Origin of the sequence: Bradyrhizobium sp. HKCCYLRH2060 (assembly GCF_051168135.1) — a bacterium.
Lineage (GTDB): Bacteria > Pseudomonadota > Alphaproteobacteria > Rhizobiales > Xanthobacteraceae > Bradyrhizobium.
Map to the genome: position 1 here is coordinate 101,845 of NZ_JBNPUK010000012.1, position 18,598 is coordinate 120,442.

General features: G+C 66.5%; 14 protein-coding genes. 8 read left to right on the forward strand and 6 right to left on the reverse strand.

All coding sequences use genetic code 11. From position 1 onward, the window contains the following. Nucleotides 1-37: 37 nt before the first annotated feature. Nucleotides 38-1,390 (forward strand): ATP-binding protein, encoded by a 1,353-nt coding sequence (locus ACQR10_RS22775; RefSeq protein WP_316181677.1) that lies wholly within the window; start codon nucleotides 38-40, stop codon nucleotides 1,388-1,390. Next, nucleotides 1,380-1,913 carry a response regulator transcription factor gene (locus ACQR10_RS22780; protein WP_316217746.1) on the forward strand — a complete coding sequence of 178 codons (534 nt, stop codon included), beginning with the start codon at nucleotides 1,380-1,382 and terminating at the stop codon, nucleotides 1,911-1,913. Before ACQR10_RS22775 ends, ACQR10_RS22780 begins: the two co-directional genes overlap by 11 nt. A 146-nt stretch (nucleotides 1,914-2,059) precedes the next feature. Here ACQR10_RS22780 and ACQR10_RS22785 read toward each other — a convergent pair whose 3' ends face one another. The 3 genes from ACQR10_RS22785 to ACQR10_RS22795 are packed head-to-tail and all read right to left on the reverse strand — an operon-like array spanning nucleotide 2,060 to nucleotide 6,814. Then, complete coding sequence (locus tag ACQR10_RS22785; protein WP_316217745.1) at nucleotides 2,060-4,021, reverse strand: MacB family efflux pump subunit; 1,962 nt, start codon at nucleotides 4,019-4,021, stop codon at nucleotides 2,060-2,062. Further along, on the reverse strand, nucleotides 4,021-5,310 hold the full coding sequence (locus ACQR10_RS22790; RefSeq protein WP_316217744.1) for an efflux RND transporter periplasmic adaptor subunit: 1,290 nt from the start codon (nucleotides 5,308-5,310) through the stop codon (nucleotides 4,021-4,023). Before ACQR10_RS22790 ends, ACQR10_RS22785 begins: the two co-directional genes overlap by 1 nt. Nucleotides 5,311-5,338: 28 nt before the next feature. Beyond that, the gene (locus ACQR10_RS22795) at nucleotides 5,339-6,814 is read right to left on the reverse strand and encodes an efflux transporter outer membrane subunit (RefSeq protein WP_316217743.1); all 1,476 of its coding nucleotides are present in this window, start codon (nucleotides 6,812-6,814) and stop codon (nucleotides 5,339-5,341) included. A 230-nt stretch (nucleotides 6,815-7,044) separates the two neighbouring features. Between ACQR10_RS22795 and ACQR10_RS22800 the strand changes: the two genes are divergently transcribed. Both ACQR10_RS22800 and ACQR10_RS22805 read left to right on the forward strand, forming a co-directional pair. Beyond that, the gene (locus tag ACQR10_RS22800) at nucleotides 7,045-7,812 is read left to right on the forward strand and encodes a response regulator (RefSeq protein WP_315802094.1); all 768 of its coding nucleotides are present in this window, start codon (nucleotides 7,045-7,047) and stop codon (nucleotides 7,810-7,812) included. Then, a complete protein-coding gene (locus ACQR10_RS22805; protein WP_316217742.1) occupies nucleotides 7,802-9,169 on the forward strand; it encodes an ATP-binding protein in 1,368 nt (455 codons plus the stop codon). The genes ACQR10_RS22800 and ACQR10_RS22805 overlap by 11 nt, the downstream gene beginning before the upstream one ends. A 78-nt stretch (nucleotides 9,170-9,247) precedes the next feature. On the opposite strand, the gene ACQR10_RS22810 is transcribed toward ACQR10_RS22805, so the two are convergent. Then, on the reverse strand, nucleotides 9,248-10,024 hold the full coding sequence (locus ACQR10_RS22810; protein WP_434912074.1) for a DUF2147 domain-containing protein: 777 nt from the start codon (nucleotides 10,022-10,024) through the stop codon (nucleotides 9,248-9,250). 463 nt (nucleotides 10,025-10,487) lie between these two features. Between ACQR10_RS22810 and ACQR10_RS22815 the strand changes: the two genes are divergently transcribed. Both ACQR10_RS22815 and ACQR10_RS22820 read left to right on the forward strand, forming a co-directional pair. Further along, a complete protein-coding gene (locus ACQR10_RS22815) occupies nucleotides 10,488-11,678 on the forward strand; it encodes an extensin family protein (RefSeq protein WP_316217741.1) in 1,191 nt (396 codons plus the stop codon). Between the two features lie 280 nt (nucleotides 11,679-11,958). Then, nucleotides 11,959-12,225: a hypothetical protein gene (locus ACQR10_RS22820; protein WP_316217740.1), complete on the forward strand. Its 267-nt coding sequence runs from the start codon at nucleotides 11,959-11,961 to the stop codon at nucleotides 12,223-12,225. A 127-nt stretch (nucleotides 12,226-12,352) separates the two neighbouring features. On the opposite strand, the gene ACQR10_RS22825 is transcribed toward ACQR10_RS22820, so the two are convergent. Both ACQR10_RS22825 and ACQR10_RS22830 read right to left on the reverse strand, forming a co-directional pair. Then, the gene (locus ACQR10_RS22825) at nucleotides 12,353-12,967 is read right to left on the reverse strand and encodes a class I SAM-dependent methyltransferase (protein WP_434912075.1); all 615 of its coding nucleotides are present in this window, start codon (nucleotides 12,965-12,967) and stop codon (nucleotides 12,353-12,355) included. A gap of 527 nt (nucleotides 12,968-13,494) precedes the next feature. Further along, nucleotides 13,495-15,798 carry a TonB-dependent receptor gene (locus ACQR10_RS22830; protein WP_434912089.1) on the reverse strand — a complete coding sequence of 768 codons (2,304 nt, stop codon included), beginning with the start codon at nucleotides 15,796-15,798 and terminating at the stop codon, nucleotides 13,495-13,497. Nucleotides 15,799-16,029: 231 nt separating this feature from the next. On the opposite strand from ACQR10_RS22830, the gene nikR reads away from it, so the two are divergent. After that, entirely contained in the window at nucleotides 16,030-16,521 is a 492-nt protein-coding gene (nikR, locus tag ACQR10_RS22835; RefSeq protein WP_434880330.1) for a nickel-responsive transcriptional regulator NikR, read from the forward strand. Between the two features lie 825 nt (nucleotides 16,522-17,346). Then, complete coding sequence (locus ACQR10_RS22840) at nucleotides 17,347-18,441, forward strand: hypothetical protein (protein ID WP_434912076.1); 1,095 nt, start codon at nucleotides 17,347-17,349, stop codon at nucleotides 18,439-18,441. Nucleotides 18,442-18,598: the final 157 nt, after the last annotated feature.

Consider the following 18,598-nt stretch of genomic DNA (forward strand, 5'->3'; position numbering starts at 1 on the left):
GCTTCCCGTTCTGGCGGCGGAGACCGGACGTGGCCTCATGAGAAGCGAGGCGCCCAACCTGCCGTTCGGAGCCGTGGCCGCGATCGCCACACCCGAGATCAACGCGCCGCTGCCGACCAGGGACGCGACCAACCGCAAGAACATGGTGCTGCTGATCCAGCTGCGCTGGATCGCCGTGGTCGGCCAGATCGTCACCATCGGCTTCGTGACCACCTGGTTCGGCATCGCGCTGCCGGTGCTGCCGATGGTGGCGATCATCTGCGCGCTGGTGGCGCTCAACGTCGCCAGCCACATCTGGCTGCGCAGGCGCGACGACGTCGGCAATCGCCATTTGCTGATCGCCCTGATGCTGGACGTGGTGGCGTTGACATCGGAGCTCTATCTCACCGGCGGCGCGTCGAATCCGTTCACGTGCCTCTATCTGCTGCAGGTCACGCTGGGGGCCGTGCTGCTCGATGCGCGCTCGTCCTGGTCGCTGGTCGCACTGACGGTGCTCAGCTTCATCTGGCTCACCATCGAGTACCGCCCGCTGCAACTGCCGCAGCATCACGTCAGCGATGCCTTCACCCTGCACATCACCGGCATGTTCGTCGGCTTCGTGCTCGACGCCGTGCTGCTCGTCGTGTTCGTCACCCGGATCAACCGGAACCTGCGCGAGCGCGACGCCAAGCTCGCCGATCTGCGCCAGCACGCCGTCGAGCAGGATCACATCATCCGCATGGGCCTGCTCGCCTCAGGTGCCGCGCATGAGCTCGGGACCCCGCTGGCGTCGATCTCGGTGATCCTGAACGATTGGCGGCGCATGACCGCGATCTCTGCCGATCCGACGCTCGCGGAGGATTTCACCGAAATGGAAGCGGCGGTGCAGCGCTGCAAGTCGATCGTGACTGACATCCTGGTCTCGGCCGGCCAGGCGCGGGGCGAAGGCTCGGCGCCCACGACGTTGAAGGCGTTCCTGACGACGCTGGTCGCCGAATGGAGCGCGGCGCGCTCGGCGCGCAATCTGACGTTCCGCAACGAGTTCGGCTCGGATCCGGCGATCGTCTCCGACGTCGCGCTGAAGCAGGCGATCGTCAACGTGCTCGACAACGCGTTCGAGGTCTCGCGCGAGTGGGTGGAGTTCGTCGCCGAACGGGACGGCGATCAGCTGCTGCTCAGCGTCAGCGATCGCGGGCCGGGTTTTGATCCGGCGATGCTGGGCCAGCTCGGACGTCCCTATCAGTCGAGCAAGGGCCGCCCGGGGCGCGGTCTGGGCCTGTTCCTGGTGGTCAACGTGATCCGCAAGCTGGGCGGCAGCGTTTCGGCCTGGAACCACCGGGGACGTGGGGCGACCGTACGGCTGTCGCTGCCGTTGTCGACGCTTGTGATTGGAGAGCGCGATGGCGAATGACATGTCTCTCCTGATCGTCGAGGACGATGACGGTTTTGCACGCACCCTGAAGCGCTCGTTCGAGCGGCGCGGCTACGATGCCGTGATCGCGGCGTCGCTCGAGGACGTCGACCAGGCCGTCAAGGAGAAGACGTTCGGCTATGCCGTCGTCGATCTCAAGCTCGGCGGCGCCTCAGGCCTCGTCTGCGTCGAGAAGCTGCACGCGCATGATCCGGAGATGCTGATCGTGGTGCTCACGGGCTTTGCCAGCATCGCCACTGCGGTGGAGGCGATCAAGCTCGGCGCCTGCCATTATCTCGCCAAGCCGTCGAACACCGACGATATCGAGGAAGCGTTCCGCAAGGCGCAGGGCAATGCGCAAGTGGCGCTGGCCGAGCGTTCCACCTCGATCAAGACGCTGGAGTGGGAGCGTATCCACCAGACCCTGATCGAGACAGACTTCAACATCTCCGAAGCCGCAAGAAGGCTCGGCATGCATCGCCGGACTCTGGCGCGCAAGCTGGAGAAGCGCCCGGTGAAGTAGGATGGTCTGCTGTCGTTCGTAGCGATGGAAAGCAGCTAGTTCGGCAGAGCGTGGCAGGCTCCCTCTCCCCGTGAAGAACGGGGAGAGGGAGCGCACTACCGTCGTGGCGAGCACTTACTCTGCCGTTCGCTCTTGCACGCCTCAACCTACTCCCTCGCCAGCGCCGCTGCCGGATCGAGCCGCGAGGCGCCGCGGGCGGGCATGTAGCCGAAGCCGATGCCGATCGCCATCGACGTGACCGCGGCGCCGACCATGGCCAGCGGCGAATAGATCAGCTGGAAGCCGACGTCGAGCGCGTTGAAGACCGTGCCGAAGCCGACCGCGAGCGCCAGGCCCAGCGCACCGCCAAGCAGGCAGACCAGCACGGCCTCGATCAGGAACTGCATCAGGATGTCGCTGCGCCGCGCGCCGACCGCCATGCGCACGCCGATCTCGCCGACGCGCTCGGACACCGACACCAGCATGATGTTCATGACGCCGATGCCGCCGACCAAGAGCGAGATCACGGCGATGGCCGCCACCAGCAGGGTCAGGACCTGCGTCGTGCTCTCGACGGTCTTGCGGATGTCGTCGGTGTTGAGCACGAAGAAGTCCTTGGCGTTGTGCCGTGCCGTCAGCAGCGCCGTCGCGGCGCGCTCGGCCGCCGCCATCGGCGTCGCCTCGTCGACGCGGACGCTGATGCTGCGCAGCACCTGGTTGCCGAGGAAGCGCGCCTGCACCGTGGTGTAGGGCAGATAGACGATCGGCGTGGAGCTGGAGCCGAACCCGGCCTGCTGCTGCTTGGTGACGCCGACGATTCGGCAGGGCACCTTGCCGATCAGGATGACGCTGCCGAGCGGACTGACGTCGGAATCCGGAAACAGCGCCTTGCGCGCATTGTCGTCGATCACGGCGTCCTGGGCGTAGGATCGCACGGTGTCGGCATCGAGATAGCTGCCTTCCGCGAGCTCGGTGTTCTTGACGCGGAAATACTGCTCGCCGACGCCCGAGATCTGGGCGCTGACCTCGACGGCGCCGAACCGCAAGGTGCTGGTGGTCGAGACCGTCGGCGAGATCGCATCCACATAGGGCTGCTGAGCCATGACCTTGGCATCCGCGAGCACCAGTGTCCTGATCTTGCTGGAACGGGTGTCGCCGAAATCCTTGCCGGGAAAGAATTCCAGCGTGTTGGTGCCGAGCCGGTTGATGTTCTCCAGCACCCGCGCCTGCGAGCCGCGGCCGAGCGCCAGCACCATGACGACGGAGGCGACGCCGATGATGATGCCGAGCATGGTGAGGAAGGCGCGCAGCCGGTGCGCATTCATGGCGAGCAGCGCCATCCGTGCCGCCTCGCGGAAGCGGTCGAGATGACTGCGCCACCATGACGGCGCCGGCGATCCGGCGTCCTCGGCCGCGGCGGCAGCCGCCGGCCCGGGCGAAAGTGGATTGGGCTTGTCCGAGATGACGCGGCCGTCCTGCAGCTCGATGATGCGGCGCGCGCGCTGCGCGACGCCGGCATCATGCGTGACGATGATGACCGTGCGGCCGGAGGCGCTGATCTCGTCGAGGATGCGCAGCACCTCCTCGCCGCTGGCGCGGTCGAGCGCACCGGTCGGCTCGTCGGCGAGGATCACGTCGGGATCGTTGACCAGCGCGCGGGCAATCGAGACGCGCTGCTGCTGCCCGCCGGAGAGTTGTCCCGGCCTGTGATCGGTGCGGCTGCCCATGCCGAGCCGCTGCAGCAGCGCCTCGGCCTTGCGGCGCCGGGCCGACGGGCCAAGCCCCGCATAGACGGCGGGCACCTCGGCATTCTCGGTGGCAGTGAGCTCGCCGAGCAGATGATAGCGCTGGAAGATGAAGCCGAAATGCTCGCGCCGCAGCGCCGCCAGCTCATCCGGATCGAGCGAGCTCATTTCACGTCCGGCGATCCGGTAGCTGCCGGACGTCGGACGGTCCAGACAGCCGAGGATGTTCATTAGCGTCGACTTGCCGGAGCCCGACTGGCCGATGATCGCCACCATCTCGCCGCGCGCGATCCGGAGGTCGACGCCGCGCAAAGCGTGGACCGTGCCTTCGCCGGACGCGTAGCACCGTCCGACATTCTGCAGGTCGATCAGGACCTCGGTCATCATGCGCCTCCGGGCGGCGGCGGCATCACGGTTTGCTTCGTGCCCTGCTCGGGCGCCGAGATCACGACCCGCTCGCCCTCGCGCAGGCCGGACTGCACCTCGGCCCTGATCTTGTTGTTGAGGCCGATCCGCACCGCGCGTTTCTCCAGCGCGCCTGCGCCATTGAGCACGCGGACGTTGTAGCTGCCGTCCGGATTGGCATTGCCCAGGGCCGACGAGGCGATCGTCAGCACGTTGCGCGCTTCGCCGAGCAGGATGTGGACCTCGGCCGTCATGTAGGTCATCAGCCGCCCCTCGGGATTGGCGACGTCGAACACGCCGTTGTAGTAGATCGCCGACGATGTGGATGATGACGACGTGCTGCTGCTGCTCGATGTCGTGGTCGAGCTCGAGGAGAAGCTCGAATCGCTCTTGATCGATTCCGGCGCCGGCTCGATCGTGCCGAGCGTGGCCTCGTAGCGGCGGTCGGGATCGCCGAGGATGGTGAAGTAGATGTTCTGTCCCGGCCGGACCCGGACGACGTCGGCCTCCGAGATTTCGACGCGCACCGTCATGGTCTCGACCTGGCCGAGCACGACGATGGTCGGCGCCGACTGCACCGCATTGACGGTCTGGCCCTGCTGGGTGACGATCGACAGCACGGTGCCGTCGATCGGGGCCGTGATCTTGGTGTAGCCGAGATTGACGCGCGCGGTTTCGATCGCGACCTCGGCCTCGACGATCTGTGCGTCCAACTGCGCGATCTGGGCCTGGGTCTGCTTCGCGGTCGCCTCGGCGCTGTCGTAGTCGGCGCGCGACGAGGCCTTCTGCGCCAGCGTGACCTGCTGCCGCGCCAGGTTCGCCTCGGCGAGCGCCAGGGTGGCGACTTTCTCGTCGCGTTGCGCCCGGACGTTGCGCAGACTCGCCTCGTTGGTGCGCAGCGTATTCTGTTGCGTCAGCGAGTCGATTTCCGCGATCAGATCGCCGGCCTTGACCTTCTGTCCCAGCTTGACGTTGAGTGCGACCAGCCGTCCCGACGCCTGGGCGCCGACCGCCACCAGCTTGACCGGCTTCAGCGTGCCGGTGGCGAGGACGGTCTGCTCGATGTCGCCGAGGGTGACCGGCGCCGTCACCAGGTTGGCGTTCGGATTGCGTGTGAACCGGGTAACGAACAGGAGGGCCAGCGCGAGCGCGACGAGCAGGCTGATGATCAGCACAGCCCGGCGGCGCGGACGCTTCGGCTTCAGCACCGGCGGGACGCCGTCGTCCGTAGCGGACGGTCGGGGCATGTGGGGCAGGGGTGCGTTCATCGCCTTGACTTCGAAAGGGCTGCGGAAATTACCTGGGCGCGCCGACCTGTGCGAGATGCGGGCCGGTGCCGCCGTCGACGATTTCGGGAACCGAGCTGTCGACTGCGCCGGTCCAGCCGCCGCCGAGCGCCTTGGCCAGCGCCACGTAGTTCTTCGCCAGAGTGGCGCGACTCGCGAGCAGGCTGTCCTCGGCAGTGAATTGCGAGCGCTCGGCATCGAGCACGTCGAGGAACGTGCTGGAGCCGGTCTGGTAGAGCGAGCGCGACAGCCGTGCGGCCTCGCCATAGCGCCGCGCCGACTCGCTCAGGCTGCGGATGCGGATGCGCTCCTGGCCGAGGCTCACGATGGCGTTCTCGACGTCCTCGAGCGCGCTGAGCACCGCGCCGCGCCAGGCGACGTGGTATTCGTCGCGCTGCGCCTCGGCGACCTCGACGGCGGCCTGCAGCTTGCCACCGTTGAAGATCGGCACCGACAGGCTTGGACCGATCGACCAGCCGATCGTCGAGCTCTTGCCGAGATCGCCGAGCTTCAACGCCGTGGTCGAGACCGTGCCGGTCAGGCTGACATCCGGGTACAGCGCAGCCGTCGCCTGTCCGATCTTGGCGGTGAACTGCGCGAGCTGCCGCTCCGCCTTGCGCACATCGGGGCGCATGACCAGCACGTCGGCCGGGATGCCCTTGGGCAGCGGCAGGCGCGGCGACGGGATCGGAGTCACCAGCGACAGGCGGAGGTTCAGCGCCGTCGGGTCGCGGCCGAGCAGCACGCCGAGCCGATGCACAGCCTGCTGATAGCTGCTCTCATAGGTCGGGATGGTTGCTTCCGTGCTGGCGGCCAGCGCGCTCGCCTTGGCGGTGTCGACGGCCGAGGCCGAGCCGGCATTCTGCTTGCGCTCGGTCAGCGCCGCGGTCTCGCGCTGCGAGGCCGCGGTGCGCCGGGCCAGCGCCGCACGCGCCTGATAGGCGCGCGCATCGATGTAGTTGGAGGCGACGTCACCGATCAAGGTGAGCAGGGTCGCGCGCAGATCGTCCTCGGCGGCGTCGACGCCGTAGCCGGCGGCCTCGACGGCGCGGCGGTTGGCGCCGAACAGATCCAGCTCCCAGCTCGAATCGAAGCCGGCCTGGTACTGGCTATAGGTGGTCGGAGCGATCGCGATGCCATTCGTGGTGCTGCCGGCGCTGCGGGTCTCCGTCGCCGTGCCGGTGCCGCTCACGGTGGGGAACAGCGCGCCGACGGCCTGGCGCTGCGTCGCCCGCGCCTCGCGGATGCGCGCCTTGGCGGCGGCGACGTCGAGATTGCCGTCGACCGCTTCGCTGATCAGCTGATCGAGCAGCCCATCGTGGAGGTTGCGCCACCACTGCGCGAGCTTCAGCGTCTGCGCCGGCTGGTTGCGGTCGCTGCTCCAACGTTGTGGCACGCCGAACTCCGGCGTCACGTAGTCGGGGCCGACGGCGCAGCCGGCGAGCAGCGGCGTGGCGAGGCAGAGTGCGAGCAGGACGGGCTTCACGGCGGCTGATACGATCGCGGTTCGACAGGAGGCCGCGCAGGCTGGTCGGCCACGCCGCAGGACTTCCCCGTTGATGTTTGTTTGATGCACAGAGCCTAGGCAGGTTAACGATTGCGCAGGGTTAAGTCGCGTGAAGAAATGTTTCCGCCTTAACAATACAGCTTACTTTCGCCACGATCGCGCGTCGCTTCGGGCTGTTCTTTTTGGCCAAAATCGACCATGTTCCGCGCATGATGTCGTCACACAATACCGTCGTGGCCGCAGACGCAAACATGCCGGCCGCCGCGCGGATCCTCTGCGTCGAGGATGATCGCGAGATCGCGGCGCTGCTCACCGAGCTCCTGCAGGAGCACGGCTTCGCGCCGCGCTTCGTGTCGTCCGCGGCCGCGATGAACGACCTCCTGCAGCGCGAGCAGGTCGACCTCATCATGCTCGACGTGATGCTGCCGGACGACGACGGCATGAGCATCTGCCGCCGCCTGCGCCAGATATCGACCGTGCCGATCATCATGGTGACGGCGAAGGGCGAGGACATCGACCGCATCCTCGGCCTCGAGCTCGGCGCCGACGACTACGTCGTCAAGCCGTTCAATCCGCGCGAGCTGGTGGCGCGAATCCGCGCGCTGTTGCGCCGCTCGCAATTGCATCCCGCCGTGATCGCGGCGCGGCAGGCGCCGATGACGTTCGACGGCTGGCGCATCGAGCCGGCGACGCGCACGCTGTTCGATCCCGACCGCGTCAAGATCACCTTGACCAGCGCGGAGTTCGACATCCTGCTGGCGTTCTGCCGCAACGCCGGCCGCGTGCTGTCGCGCGAGCAGCTGATCGAGCTGGCGCATGGCGGGCAGGCCGGGCCGGTCGAGCGCAGCATCGACGTTCACATCAGCCGCATCCGCCAGAAGATCGAGCCCGGCGCCAGGAGCTGGACCCTGATCAAGACCGTGCGCCTCGGCGGCTACGTCTTCACGCCAAGAGTCGAGACCATCGATGACGCCTGATAGCAAGCCGTGCCCGCGCCTCGGCCTCACCACGCAGATCGTGACCCTGGCGTCGCTGTCGGTGCTGTTCGGCATGGTGCTGATGATCGCGGCCGCGCTGCTGTTTCTCGATCCGCCCGACGAGCAGGAATCCCCGGCCTACGGCATCGCGCGCGTCGCCGAGGCGGTGCACTTCGTCCGCGCCGCGAACGACCCCGTGGCCGTCGAGAGCAGCCTGTCGAGCCTGCGCAGCTCCGGCATCCAGGTCGAGCTGGTGCCGCTGAGCTCGCTGACACTGCTCGCCAAGCCGGTCAGGGACGTGCCATGGACCTCGCGGCTGGCGCGCCGCCAGCTCAGCGTGCTGCGCGATGTCACCTTGCTCCACGGCGTCGGCTATGGCGCGGCGCCGCCGACCCAGATCATCGTCCAGGTCGACGGCGAGCGTGCGCTGGTGTTCGACGACGTGCCGCGGCTCGAATTCTGGTCGATGGTGCTGAAGCCGGCGGCGGTGTTCCTGTTCCTCATCCTGATCCTGGGCGTGCTGCTGTCGATCTACGCGGCGCGGGCGATCATCCGGCCGCTGTCGGAGATGGCGCGCGCGGCCGCCGCGTTCGGCCGCTCGCCGGGTGCGCAGGAGCCGCTGAGCCGGCGTGGCCCGCGGGAGATCGCCCAGGTCGCCGAGGCGCTGAACGAGATGCAGGCGCGCATCCGCGCGCTGCTCGACGACCGCACGCGGATGCTGGCGGCGATCAGCCACGACCTGCGGACGCCGCTGACGCGGCTTCGGCTGCGCTCGGAGCGCATCGCCCAGGGCGAGATGCGCGGCGCGATGCTGCGTGACATCGACCAGGTCAGCCGCATGCTCGACGAGACGCTGGACTATCTGCGCGACGACACCAAGGCCGAGCAGCCGGCGCGGATCGAGCTGTCGAGCCTCCTGGAGACGATCTGCTGCGACTTCGCCGATGTCGGCCACGCCGTCAGCTTCGATGGACCGTCGCGGCTGGTCTGCGAGGGCCGGGCCCGGGCGCTGTCGCGCGCCGTCACCAACGTGGTCGAGAACGCCGTCAAGCACGGCAGCGAGGTCGTGGTCAGCCTGTCGACCCTGGCCGACGGCATGATCGCGATCGAGGTCGCCGATGACGGTCCCGGCATTCCGCAGGCGCTGCAGGCGCGCGCGCTGGAGCCATTCGTCAAGCTCGACCAGGCGCGCTCCGCCGGCGGCTTCGGCCTCGGCCTGTCGATCGCGCAGGAGATCATGAAGAAACATGACGGCGGCATCGCGCTGATGCCGAACGCGCCGCGCGGCCTGCGGGTGCGGCTGTCGCTGCCGCTGCGCGTCGCGATGCCCGCGGCGATCCCCGCCAAGGTGGCGTAGCGGGCGCCACGCGCAGGAAACCCCGCCGGTGCTGATCCCGGCGGGGCCTTTGCGTTCGCCGATGTCGAGGGATGGCGGTCAGCTCACGCGCTTCCAGGTCTGGCCGCCGCAGAACAGGCCGCCGAAGGCGCAGCCCTGGACCCGCAGCGTGCTCGGATTCTTCAGCACCACGGTGGAGTCGTAGTTGCCGCCGCCGTCCGGATCGTGGATGCGGCCGACCCACTTGCTGTCCTTGCGCTTCATGTTGATCAGGATCTTCTCCCGCGTCTTCTCGGCAAAGCCGCAGATGTTGGCGCCGCACGGCTCGATCACGACGTTGCCCTTGCCGCCCTCGGTGGCCCACAGGCCGAGCGGCGAGTTCGGATCGGCTGCCGGCGCCGGCGCCGGAGCCGGCTGAACTGCGGCAGGCGCCGCGGCAACCGTGACCGGCGCGGGTGCTGGCGCCGGCTGTGGAGCAGGCGCGGTCTCGGCGACCGGTGCCGGCGGCACCGGCATCTGCACCGTCGTGGATGGCGCGACGGCAGCGGGCGCTGCGGGGGCCGGTGCAGCCGCGGCCGGCGCGGCGGCGGCAGGCGCCGGCGCGTTGACGACCGGCGGAGCCGCCACGGGCGCCGCTGCGGCCGGAGCGCCGGTCGCAGGCGCGCCGCTCGCCGGCGCATCGTCATCGTCGAGCTTGGAGGATTTCAGCCCGCTGAGGTCGATGCCGGACACCTGCAGGCAGGACAGTGACTGGCAGTTGCGCGGCACGGTGACGCGGATCTTGTGCCCGTCGAAATTGAACGCGATCGAGCTGCCGGCCTGCGCGGCGCTGCTCGCGATCAGAACGGCTGCTGCGGCCAGATACACGGTCTTCATGAATGAGCTCCCTCGGACGGCGTCGTGAACCTGAGGGAACTCTTAGACGCGGGCGACCGCGCGATCTGTGACGAGGGTCACAGCCGGAGAGCCGAAGAGACGATGGGGCCGGGGCCGCACGCGGCCCGTCAATTGATCGATCGGATCGCGGCGATCAGATCATCCCGACGATGATCGCGCCGACAAATGCAAACACGACATACGTGACCACCATGCTCAGCCGATCGGCAAGGCTCATGGGACGGCTCCCGTTTTCGCATCTCTCGCGCACCTGGCGTGCGCTGGCTCTTGACGCCTGCGCTCCGCAGAGCGCGCGCCACACATACAAGATCGGCATCGGCAAAAAAGACAGCGCGGCTGTCGCTTCCCCGTAAAACGACTGCCTTTCACGTCGCGATGGTTTGCGTGCCGTAAAGGGACGGCATTGACAGGTCCTTAAGCAAATTGCCGCAAACCTCTGCATATGACGCGCGGAGTTCGTTTGTATCTCGTCGGCTCCATCGTCCTTGTCTCGCTTGCGGGTTGCGGCCGTGGATTTTTCCAGGAGCGCGAGCCGTGGCGGGCCGAGGCCGAGATCGCCTGCCTGAAATCGGGCGCGGTGAAGGAGAGCGCGGACATCGTCCGCATCGACCCGATCACCGGCCCCGGCATGTGCGGCGCCGACTATCCGCTGAAGGTGGCGGCGCTCGGCGAATCGACCGCGAGCTATGGCTTCGCCGACGAAAGCCTGCGTCCGCCGGCCGCGATCGGCGGCCAGCCGCGCTGGCCGATCAACCCGCCGCCGCAACGCTATGCCCCGCCTGCAACTTATCAGCCACAGGCCGCGCCGCAGCCGGCCTATCCGTCGTCGAACGCGGCCTATCCTGGTCCGGCATCGCCGTCCTACGGCGCCCCGCCCGGCGCGCCGCTGCAACTCGAGCCACCGGCCGGCGAGGACGACGTCGACCAGCCGGCCGACGCGTCCTATCCCGCCGCGCCCTATCGCGGGCAGCCTGCCGGGCGCACCGCCTATCCGCAGCAGGAAGCACCGCCGCGGCTCGGACCGTCGCGCGATCCGGTCGGCACCGTCGGCCCCGTCGCGGTGAAGCCGACCGCGACGCTCGCCTGTCCGATCGTCTCGGCGCTGGACCGCTGGATCGCTGAATCGGTGCAGCCGGCGGCGCAGCGCTGGTTCGGCACCAAGGTCGTCGAGATCAAGCAGATCTCGGCCTATTCCTGCCGCGGCATGAACGGCAATCCGAGTGCGCACATCTCGGAGCACGCCTTCGGCAACGCGCTCGACATCTCCGCCTTCATGCTCGCCGACGGTCGCCGCATCACCGTCAAGGACGGCTGGATCGGCCTGCCGGAGGAGCAGGGCTTTCTGCGCGATGTCCAGGGCGGCGCGTGCCAGCAGTTCACCACGGTGCTGGCGCCGGGCTCCAACGTCTATCACTACGATCACATCCATGTGGACCTGATGCGCCGCGCCAGCCGCCGCCTGATCTGTCAGCCGGCCGCGCAATCCGGCGAGGCGGTGGCGGCGCGCGCGCAGCAGCGGCGCTACGGCTACGGCCAGCGCGGGCCGGACGTCACCAGCTCGATCCCGCCGCGCAAGCAAGCCAAGTCGATTGGTCAGTTGATCAACGAGGAAGACGAATTCCGGGACGATTGAGTGGCAACTGTGAATAGCGCGTCGCATCTCCCGGCCCGACCATCCCCTCACTCTTTGTCATTCGCTTCGCGCTGTGCGCGGCTGTGGATTTCTTTCGCCGTCAGCCGCGCCTGAAGGCGCTCTGTCCCGCCCCGAAACGGAAACGCCGACGTCGCGCGCTGCGCATTAGGAGTCCGTTGACCAGTTTTGCCGTCCGCCATTGGCCGACACTAGACCTGCCACAGTCGCCAGGAACAAGGCGCGCGGGGTTCTGGTTGCTGCCGGATTGGGAGAGGCGGAGATGGCATCGTATCGCATCAAGGCGATTGGGGCGGGCTTCGAGGTCGGCACCGCCGAGCAGGCCGTGCTGGTCTGCCGCTCGCTGAAGACGGCACGCCGCGCCGTCGCCGATGCGCAGCGCCTGGAGCGGATGCCGCCGAAGCCGATCCCCTGGCGTGTGCCGCCGGAGAGTGAGACCTCCGCCGGCGGCGCGGACGATGCCGCGCACAGCGAGGATGCCGACACCGAGGTCCTCGTCGTGTCGGATGGCCCGCCTCTGTGCTGCTGACCAGATCATGATGCGATTCCACGGAATCGCATCATGATCTCATCTCCTTGTTTGAGCATCATCTCCGCGCAAACGCCTTCGGCGTTTGTCGCGAGGGAAAACCGGTTTCCACTTTCCGGATCATGCTCTAACCGGCGCGGAAGCGGCAGAACTGGAACTGCTGCGTCGCGCCCCACGGCGTGCGATGTGCCTCGGTGCAACTGTCCTCGAGCGTGAAGGCAGGACCCAGCGTTGCGGCCAGGCCGTGGGCGTCGTAGCGGACGACCAGCAGTCCGCTGCACTTCTCCGGACCATCGGGCGCGAACGTGCCGATGATGACGGCCCCGCCGGGCACCACCGCCGCGCGCAGGCGATCGACATAGGCGGCGCGGTCTTCAGGTGCGGTGAGAAAATGGAAGGCGGCCCGATCGTGCCAGACGTCGTAGCGCGCGTCCGGCGTCCAGGTGGTGACGTCGGACGCGATCCACGTCACCCCGGCCGCCGCGGCGCCGAGCCGGCCGCGCGCCGTCGCCAGGGCGGCGTCGGAGATGTCGAGCACGGTGAGCGCGCCGTAGCCGGCCGCGAGCAGCGCATCGACCAGCCGCGAGGCGCCGCCGCCGATATCGATGATCCGCGATGTCGGCGTCGCGCCGGCCTCGCGGATCATCCGCAGCGACGTCGCCGGGTCGTCCTGGTACCAGCTGACCTCGGTCTCGGCCTTGGTGGTGTAGACGGTCTGCCAATGGCTGGCGCGGTCGGGCATGGTATGGCCGTTTGGTGCAGAGGAGGCTCATCCTATCACGAGTTCGCAATATCGTCGCAGGCTGCGAATGCTGCACGAAGAAATCCGAGCGGTCTGAGATGTAACGCAGGCTCTTGCGGCGAGGACGGTGGGCTCCCTCTCCCCGTTCTTTACGGGGAGAGGGTTGGGGTGAGGGGCAGACGCACGGGAAGCGCAGGTGGATAGACCTGTACCCCCTTCACCCGGATTGCGTCTGACGATGCAATCCGACCTCTCCTCGCTTGCGGCAGGGCGATCGCATATGGTTTTCCCGGGCGGACCTTTCATGGCCTCATGGTTCGAGACGCGTCGCAAGAGCGACGCTCCTCACCATGAGGATCAACAGCTTTGCGGCGGAGAAAGGCCCTCATCCTGAGGAGCCCGCCGAAGGCGGGCGTCTCGAAGGATGGTCGCGGAAAGACTGCGCGCCCGGCCTCTTTCACCATGTGCGATCGCCCTGCCCGCAAGGGGAGGGGAGTCGACCGCTGTTGCCGCGATAGCGGTCGGCCTCAAAACGTCCCCGCCACCGTCACCCGGAACGTCAGCGGCTCGATCGGGTGCAGGACGCGGTCCTTGACGCCGGTCTGGCAGACCTGGGCCGGCACCCCTGTCGGCGCGTTGCCGTAGCACGCCTGGTACAGCTGGTCGGTCGGCAGCAGCGAGCCGTAGCCGTAGGAGATCTGGTTGGCCCTGGTGTTGAGCAGGTTCAGCACGTCGAGCTGGATGCGCCAGCCATTGGCGTCGCGGAAGCCGATGCGGCCGTTGAACACGCTGGTCGCGGTCGAGCGGAAATAGTTGTCCTCGGTCAGCGGCGTCGCGCCGAGATAGCGCCAGCGCAAGGACCCGAACCAGCCGGTCTTCTCGCCGAGCGTGATGCCGGCGGAGGCGATCATCGACGGCGCATTGGGGATGTAGTTGCCCGGCGCATTGCCGAGCTGGGCCTGCGGGTAGCCGGCGAGCGAGGCGTAGACCGCCGCCTGGTCGGCATTGTCACCGACGAAGCGGGCGTGGGTCATCGCCAGATCGGCGTCGATGTCGATCCAAGATGCCGGGCGATAGTGGTTGGTGAGCTCGAAGCCGTAGCGCCGGCTCGGCCGGCTCGCCTCGGTGTCGCCGGCGTCGCCGGAGAACAGGATCTCGGAATCCTGGTTGAGCATGAACACGCTCAGCGACGAATCGAGTCCCGGAATGATGCGCGTACGCACGCCGACCTCGGCGCCCTTGGTGCGTACCAGCAGCGGCGAGGAGGCGAGCTTGTTGGTCGGATCGGCGGGATCCTCGGTCGTGGTCGCGCCACGGGCGTCGTTGCTGTGCATGCCGTAGCCGGCGCCAAGGAAGAACTCGGTCTTGTCGAACGGCCCGATCACCATGCGGAACTTCGGGCTGCCGAGGCTGGCTGCGGCATCGCCGGTGTTGTTGCCATTGGTCAGCGAATACACGTGGGTCTGATAATAGTCGCCGCGATAGCCGACCGTGGTGCGCAGCCAGTCGGTCCAGCGCACCGTGTTTTCGACATACAGCCCGACGCTGCCTTCGCCGACCTTGTCGGCGCGAACGACGCCGGTGCTCAAGGGATCGATGTCGGAGAGCAGCACCCGCTGGCGGGTGTTGGCCAGCGCCAGCGCGATGTCATCGTAGCGCGTCTGGACGCCGAACGTCGTCTCCATGGGCCGGCCGGCAAAGCTGCCGTTCAAGGTGCGCGATGCGTTGGCGCCGAGCATCAGCCGGTCGTCATGCTGGTGAAACTGGTCGCCGTAGGTCGGGTTGCTGAGCGCGTAGGTGAAGTTGTTGTAGAGATCGAGCTGGCTCTTCACCGCATAGGCGTTGGCCTTCCAGGAGCCGGCCTCGTCGGTGCCGGCGATGCGGCCCGACAGCGCGAAGCGGTTGGTCTTGCCGCCGTCGGTCGGGTCTTCGGAATCGTAGCGCCCGAGTGTTCCCGAGGTGATGGCGCGCTCCGGCACCTGGTCGGTCGAGGTCCAGCGGTTCGCATAGGCCATGCCGGTGATCGAGAAGCCGTCAGTCGCCGTGCCCTGCGAGTAGCGCACTAGGCTGTTCAGCTTCTTGGCGTCGTCGGGCGTGGTCCAGGGACCGTCATAGCGGCCGGCCTCGCCGGCGATCAGCAGATGGCCGTCGCCGACATGCACCGAGTCCATGCCGAAGAAGCGGCGATAGCCGAAGCTGCCGGCCGTCATCTGTGCGATCGCCTTCGGCACGCTGTCCACCAGGCCGATATGGACGCTGCCGACCGAGGCGAAATCGCCTTCGTCGGCGAAGTACGGGCCCTTTCGGACGTCGACCCGGCCGATCGTCTCCGGCATCAGCCAGTTGAGATCGGCATAGCCCTGGCCATGCGCATGGGTGCGCATGTTCACCGGCACGTCATCGACGAACAACGCGAGATCGGTGCCGTGATCGAGATTATAGCCGCGCAGAAAATACTGGTTGGCTTTGCCTTCGCCGGAGTGCTGCGTGACGATCAGGCCGGGCACGGCTTCGAGCACCTCGCCGGGCCGCGTGGCTGGGCGGGCGTTGATCTCCTCGCCTGATATGACGACCTCGCTCGCCATGCCCTGCGGGTGCGGCGCACCGGAGCCGGCACTGGGCGTGCCGGATGGGGGCGTCGCTGCCGCGGCTGTCGCGGCCGGCGTCGCTCCGATGCGCGGGCGTAGTGCATCCGAAACCGGCCGCTGTGCCGTGCGTCGCGCCTGCGGCTTGGGCTTGGCGGTCCGTTTGGGCGCATCCACATCGACTGTCGGCAGCTCTGCGGGGGGCCGTTCCGGATGTGCCTGTGCCTGATGCGCCAAGGCCGCCATCAGCACGCCAACACTCGCCCCACACCACCGCATCGTCACGCCCCTCGAACTCGCCACAGGGCATGCATCATCAACTGCCGCGCGCCTTCGTTGGCCCGCGACATGCTCGCTTGGATCGCCCCACTGTCGAATGTTAAAGAACGCTAAGGTGACACCGGTATGATGTCAACGTGAACACATCATACTCATGCGGTGGATAGGCGCTTGCCGCGCAGCTCAGGGAGACGGGACATGCAGCGCCTGACGATCACGATCGACGACGACCTGCTCGCCGAGGTCGACGCCTTCATGGCCCGGCGCGGCTACGACAACCGCTCGGAAGCGTTTCGCGATCTGCTGCGCAGCGGCCTCGAAACCGCCGATACCGGCGCCAGTGACGGCCGTTCCTGCATCGCGACCCTCAGCTACGTCTACGACCATGCCGCGCGCGAGCTGCCGAAGCGGCTGACCCAGGAGGCGCATGACCATTCCGGCCTCGCCCAGGCGACCCTGCATGTCCACATCGACCAGGAGAGCTGCCTCGAGGTCACCGTGCTCAAGGGCGAGCGCCGCGAGGTCAAGGCCTTCGCCGACCACGTCATCGCCGAACGCGGCGTCCGCCACGGCCACGTCGCGATGATGCCGATCGAGGCGGCGCATGATCATGGGCATGCGCATTCGCATAGCCACGCCCATAGTCACAGCCACTCGCATTCCCACACGACCAAGAGCGGGAAGAAGTAGAGCAGAAAGAGATTTGGCACACTGCCGGCCAAATCCTCCAATGTCATGCCCGCCCCGATGCCGCTGATCATACGTGATGCGTCGCGCGGTGCCCCCCATTCCGCTTTCTCGTGCGCGGAGCGATGGTGGGCACGCGACCGACCTGCAGGCTCCTACTTTGCCCACCCTACAACTGATGTTTCCGATACCCATCAGATGGCCCGCATGGCTGCGCGTGACATCGTCGAGGCTGCGTCGAGCAACTGCTCTGAGCGCTGCCAGAGCCGGCGGCCAGCGCCCGGTCATGCGCCTGCGGATGCCGTTGGCGAAACACCTAGCGCCTGGTCCGACCGGGACAATGGCAGATAGCGTCAATCCTAGATTCACCATTGGCCACGTGCGGATGCGGCGCGGACGATTTTGCCGGGCCGAGAGATCATAAAGGCGCTACGGTTGTGACCATGAGCAGCGGTATCCCGACGGGCAAAACTTACCTTGGATTCTGTCTACTATGGACCGGTGTGATCTGCGTCGGTGGGCCGCTCTGCTTTGCGACTCTAGCGGCTGGTCACGTGATTTCTGGCGTCACTGCAATTCTGCTCGCTGGTTATGCGTTTTTCCGACACAGCAGATCGATTGGCCGACGCGCCAAGCGAGCAATTCGTCGACCCGCGTCGGAGCTGAGGCGTATTTTGGACCAGCAGCGAGGCGTTGTTGGCGGCGACAGTTCTCGTTAAGCAGCGGCTTAGTCAACAGTCTCAGCTATTGACCCGAAGGAGACGCCGAGACTAGAGATTGCGCCGTCTGGAGGTAGCTTCCCGGCGGGAGTGTGCGCTATCATCCAGCATGGTCGAGAATGTGATCTATACCCTGAACGCCAGGGACAACGTGATGCCCGAAGTTGTTCGGGACTATTTCGGCCTTTCACCATTTCAGATGATGAAAGAAATTCAGGGCTGGCGGGACGAGCTCGTTGATGCGCTCGAACTCAAGGGCATTGCCTATCGTAAGCTAAGACGGGCGCTTATACCGAGCACCGACCGAAAAGAACTGGCCCTTCTCTTCGAGAGCGACAAGACCGGCTCAGGCTCTTACGGTCACGCGATCTCAGAGCGCGTCATCCCGCTGTTTCCGAAGGACAGCACACACAGCATTTTGGACGGCGATCTTCTGGATCATGGACGGCCGGACGATTTGGTCGACGCCATGAATGCGGGTGCAATGTTCATTCGTGACGTGAAATTTCGACATCACACACAGTTTTTTGCCGTCTATATTAATAACCTCACGGACAAGATGGCGGTGAATTTCGTGGAAGAGCTGATGAGGTACGAGGCCTTCATCGGCTTTGCTGACATGACCTACATGTCCAGACTCAAGGTCTATCTGGCGACTTCGCTCGTCAACCTGGGCATCAAGCACAAGCGCATTATCTTACAGGAGCACGAGCCCGATAGGCCAAATACCGAAGACGTAAACACGGCCGGTTGGGCTTTTGAGGAAAGCGGCTACACTTGCAAAAGCATCGCAGATCCGCTGCCAGGCCTCTTGCTCTCTTACAAGATCGAGCGCCCTTTTTTGCGTGGCCGCGAGCGAGATGTTGAACTTTCACTCAACGCGGTGTCACCTGTGCCAGCCGATATCTCCGATCTTGAGGTGATCATCTCCGAAGAAAAATTGAAGTACTTGCAGGCTAACAAGAACGGAAGCCTGAAAATGGCGGACATGCAAGACGTTACCGTTGACAGATTGCGGACAGCGATCTCGGAAAAGCTCGCGTCTAACTACATCTACAACATGACTTACATCGAAGAGCACAGCACCGTTAAGTTCACCATCATGCTGGAGTTTAGGCGGAAGGATGCCAAGCCATCGCGGCACGCTGTGGCGCTAGAGTATTTGCCCGACAAAAAGGCTCTGCGCCTTATAACCTTCTTCTAGCTCGATCAATCTACAACGAGTCTTTCGGCAGAGGAGAGCGTCCGGGTATGGCCCTTCTCGGACTTTAGGCTCCGGCCGGCTGTCCAGTTCAGCCAGGTGCATCGGTTTTGGAGGGGGGCAGCGCCGTTGCATTGTCACCCGCGGCTGCAGCGGAGCA

What these genes read in the sequence shown, in the direction of transcription:
- ACQR10_RS22775 (WP_316181677.1), top strand. Translation starts at nt 38, where the DNA reads ATGAGAAGCGAGGCGCCCAACCTGCCGTTCGGAGCCGTGGCCGCGATC.
- ACQR10_RS22780 (WP_316217746.1), top strand. Translation starts at nt 1,380, where the DNA reads ATGGCGAATGACATGTCTCTCCTGATCGTCGAGGACGATGACGGTTTT.
- ACQR10_RS22785 (WP_316217745.1), bottom strand. Translation starts at nt 4,021, where the DNA reads ATGACCGAGGTCCTGATCGACCTGCAGAATGTCGGACGGTGCTACGCG.
- ACQR10_RS22790 (WP_316217744.1), bottom strand. Translation starts at nt 5,310, where the DNA reads ATGAACGCACCCCTGCCCCACATGCCCCGACCGTCCGCTACGGACGAC.
- ACQR10_RS22800 (WP_315802094.1), top strand. Translation starts at nt 7,045, where the DNA reads ATGATGTCGTCACACAATACCGTCGTGGCCGCAGACGCAAACATGCCG.
- ACQR10_RS22805 (WP_316217742.1), top strand. Translation starts at nt 7,802, where the DNA reads ATGACGCCTGATAGCAAGCCGTGCCCGCGCCTCGGCCTCACCACGCAG.
- ACQR10_RS22810 (WP_434912074.1), bottom strand. Translation starts at nt 10,024, where the DNA reads ATGAAGACCGTGTATCTGGCCGCAGCAGCCGTTCTGATCGCGAGCAGC.
- ACQR10_RS22815 (WP_316217741.1), top strand. Translation starts at nt 10,488, where the DNA reads ATGACGCGCGGAGTTCGTTTGTATCTCGTCGGCTCCATCGTCCTTGTC.
- ACQR10_RS22820 (WP_316217740.1), top strand. Translation starts at nt 11,959, where the DNA reads ATGGCATCGTATCGCATCAAGGCGATTGGGGCGGGCTTCGAGGTCGGC.
- ACQR10_RS22825 (WP_434912075.1), bottom strand. Translation starts at nt 12,967, where the DNA reads ATGCCCGACCGCGCCAGCCATTGGCAGACCGTCTACACCACCAAGGCC.
- ACQR10_RS22830 (WP_434912089.1), bottom strand. Translation starts at nt 15,798, where the DNA reads ATGGCGGCCTTGGCGCATCAGGCACAGGCACATCCGGAACGGCCCCCC.
- nikR (WP_434880330.1), top strand. Translation starts at nt 16,030, where the DNA reads ATGCAGCGCCTGACGATCACGATCGACGACGACCTGCTCGCCGAGGTC.
- ACQR10_RS22840 (WP_434912076.1), top strand. Translation starts at nt 17,347, where the DNA reads ATGGTCGAGAATGTGATCTATACCCTGAACGCCAGGGACAACGTGATG.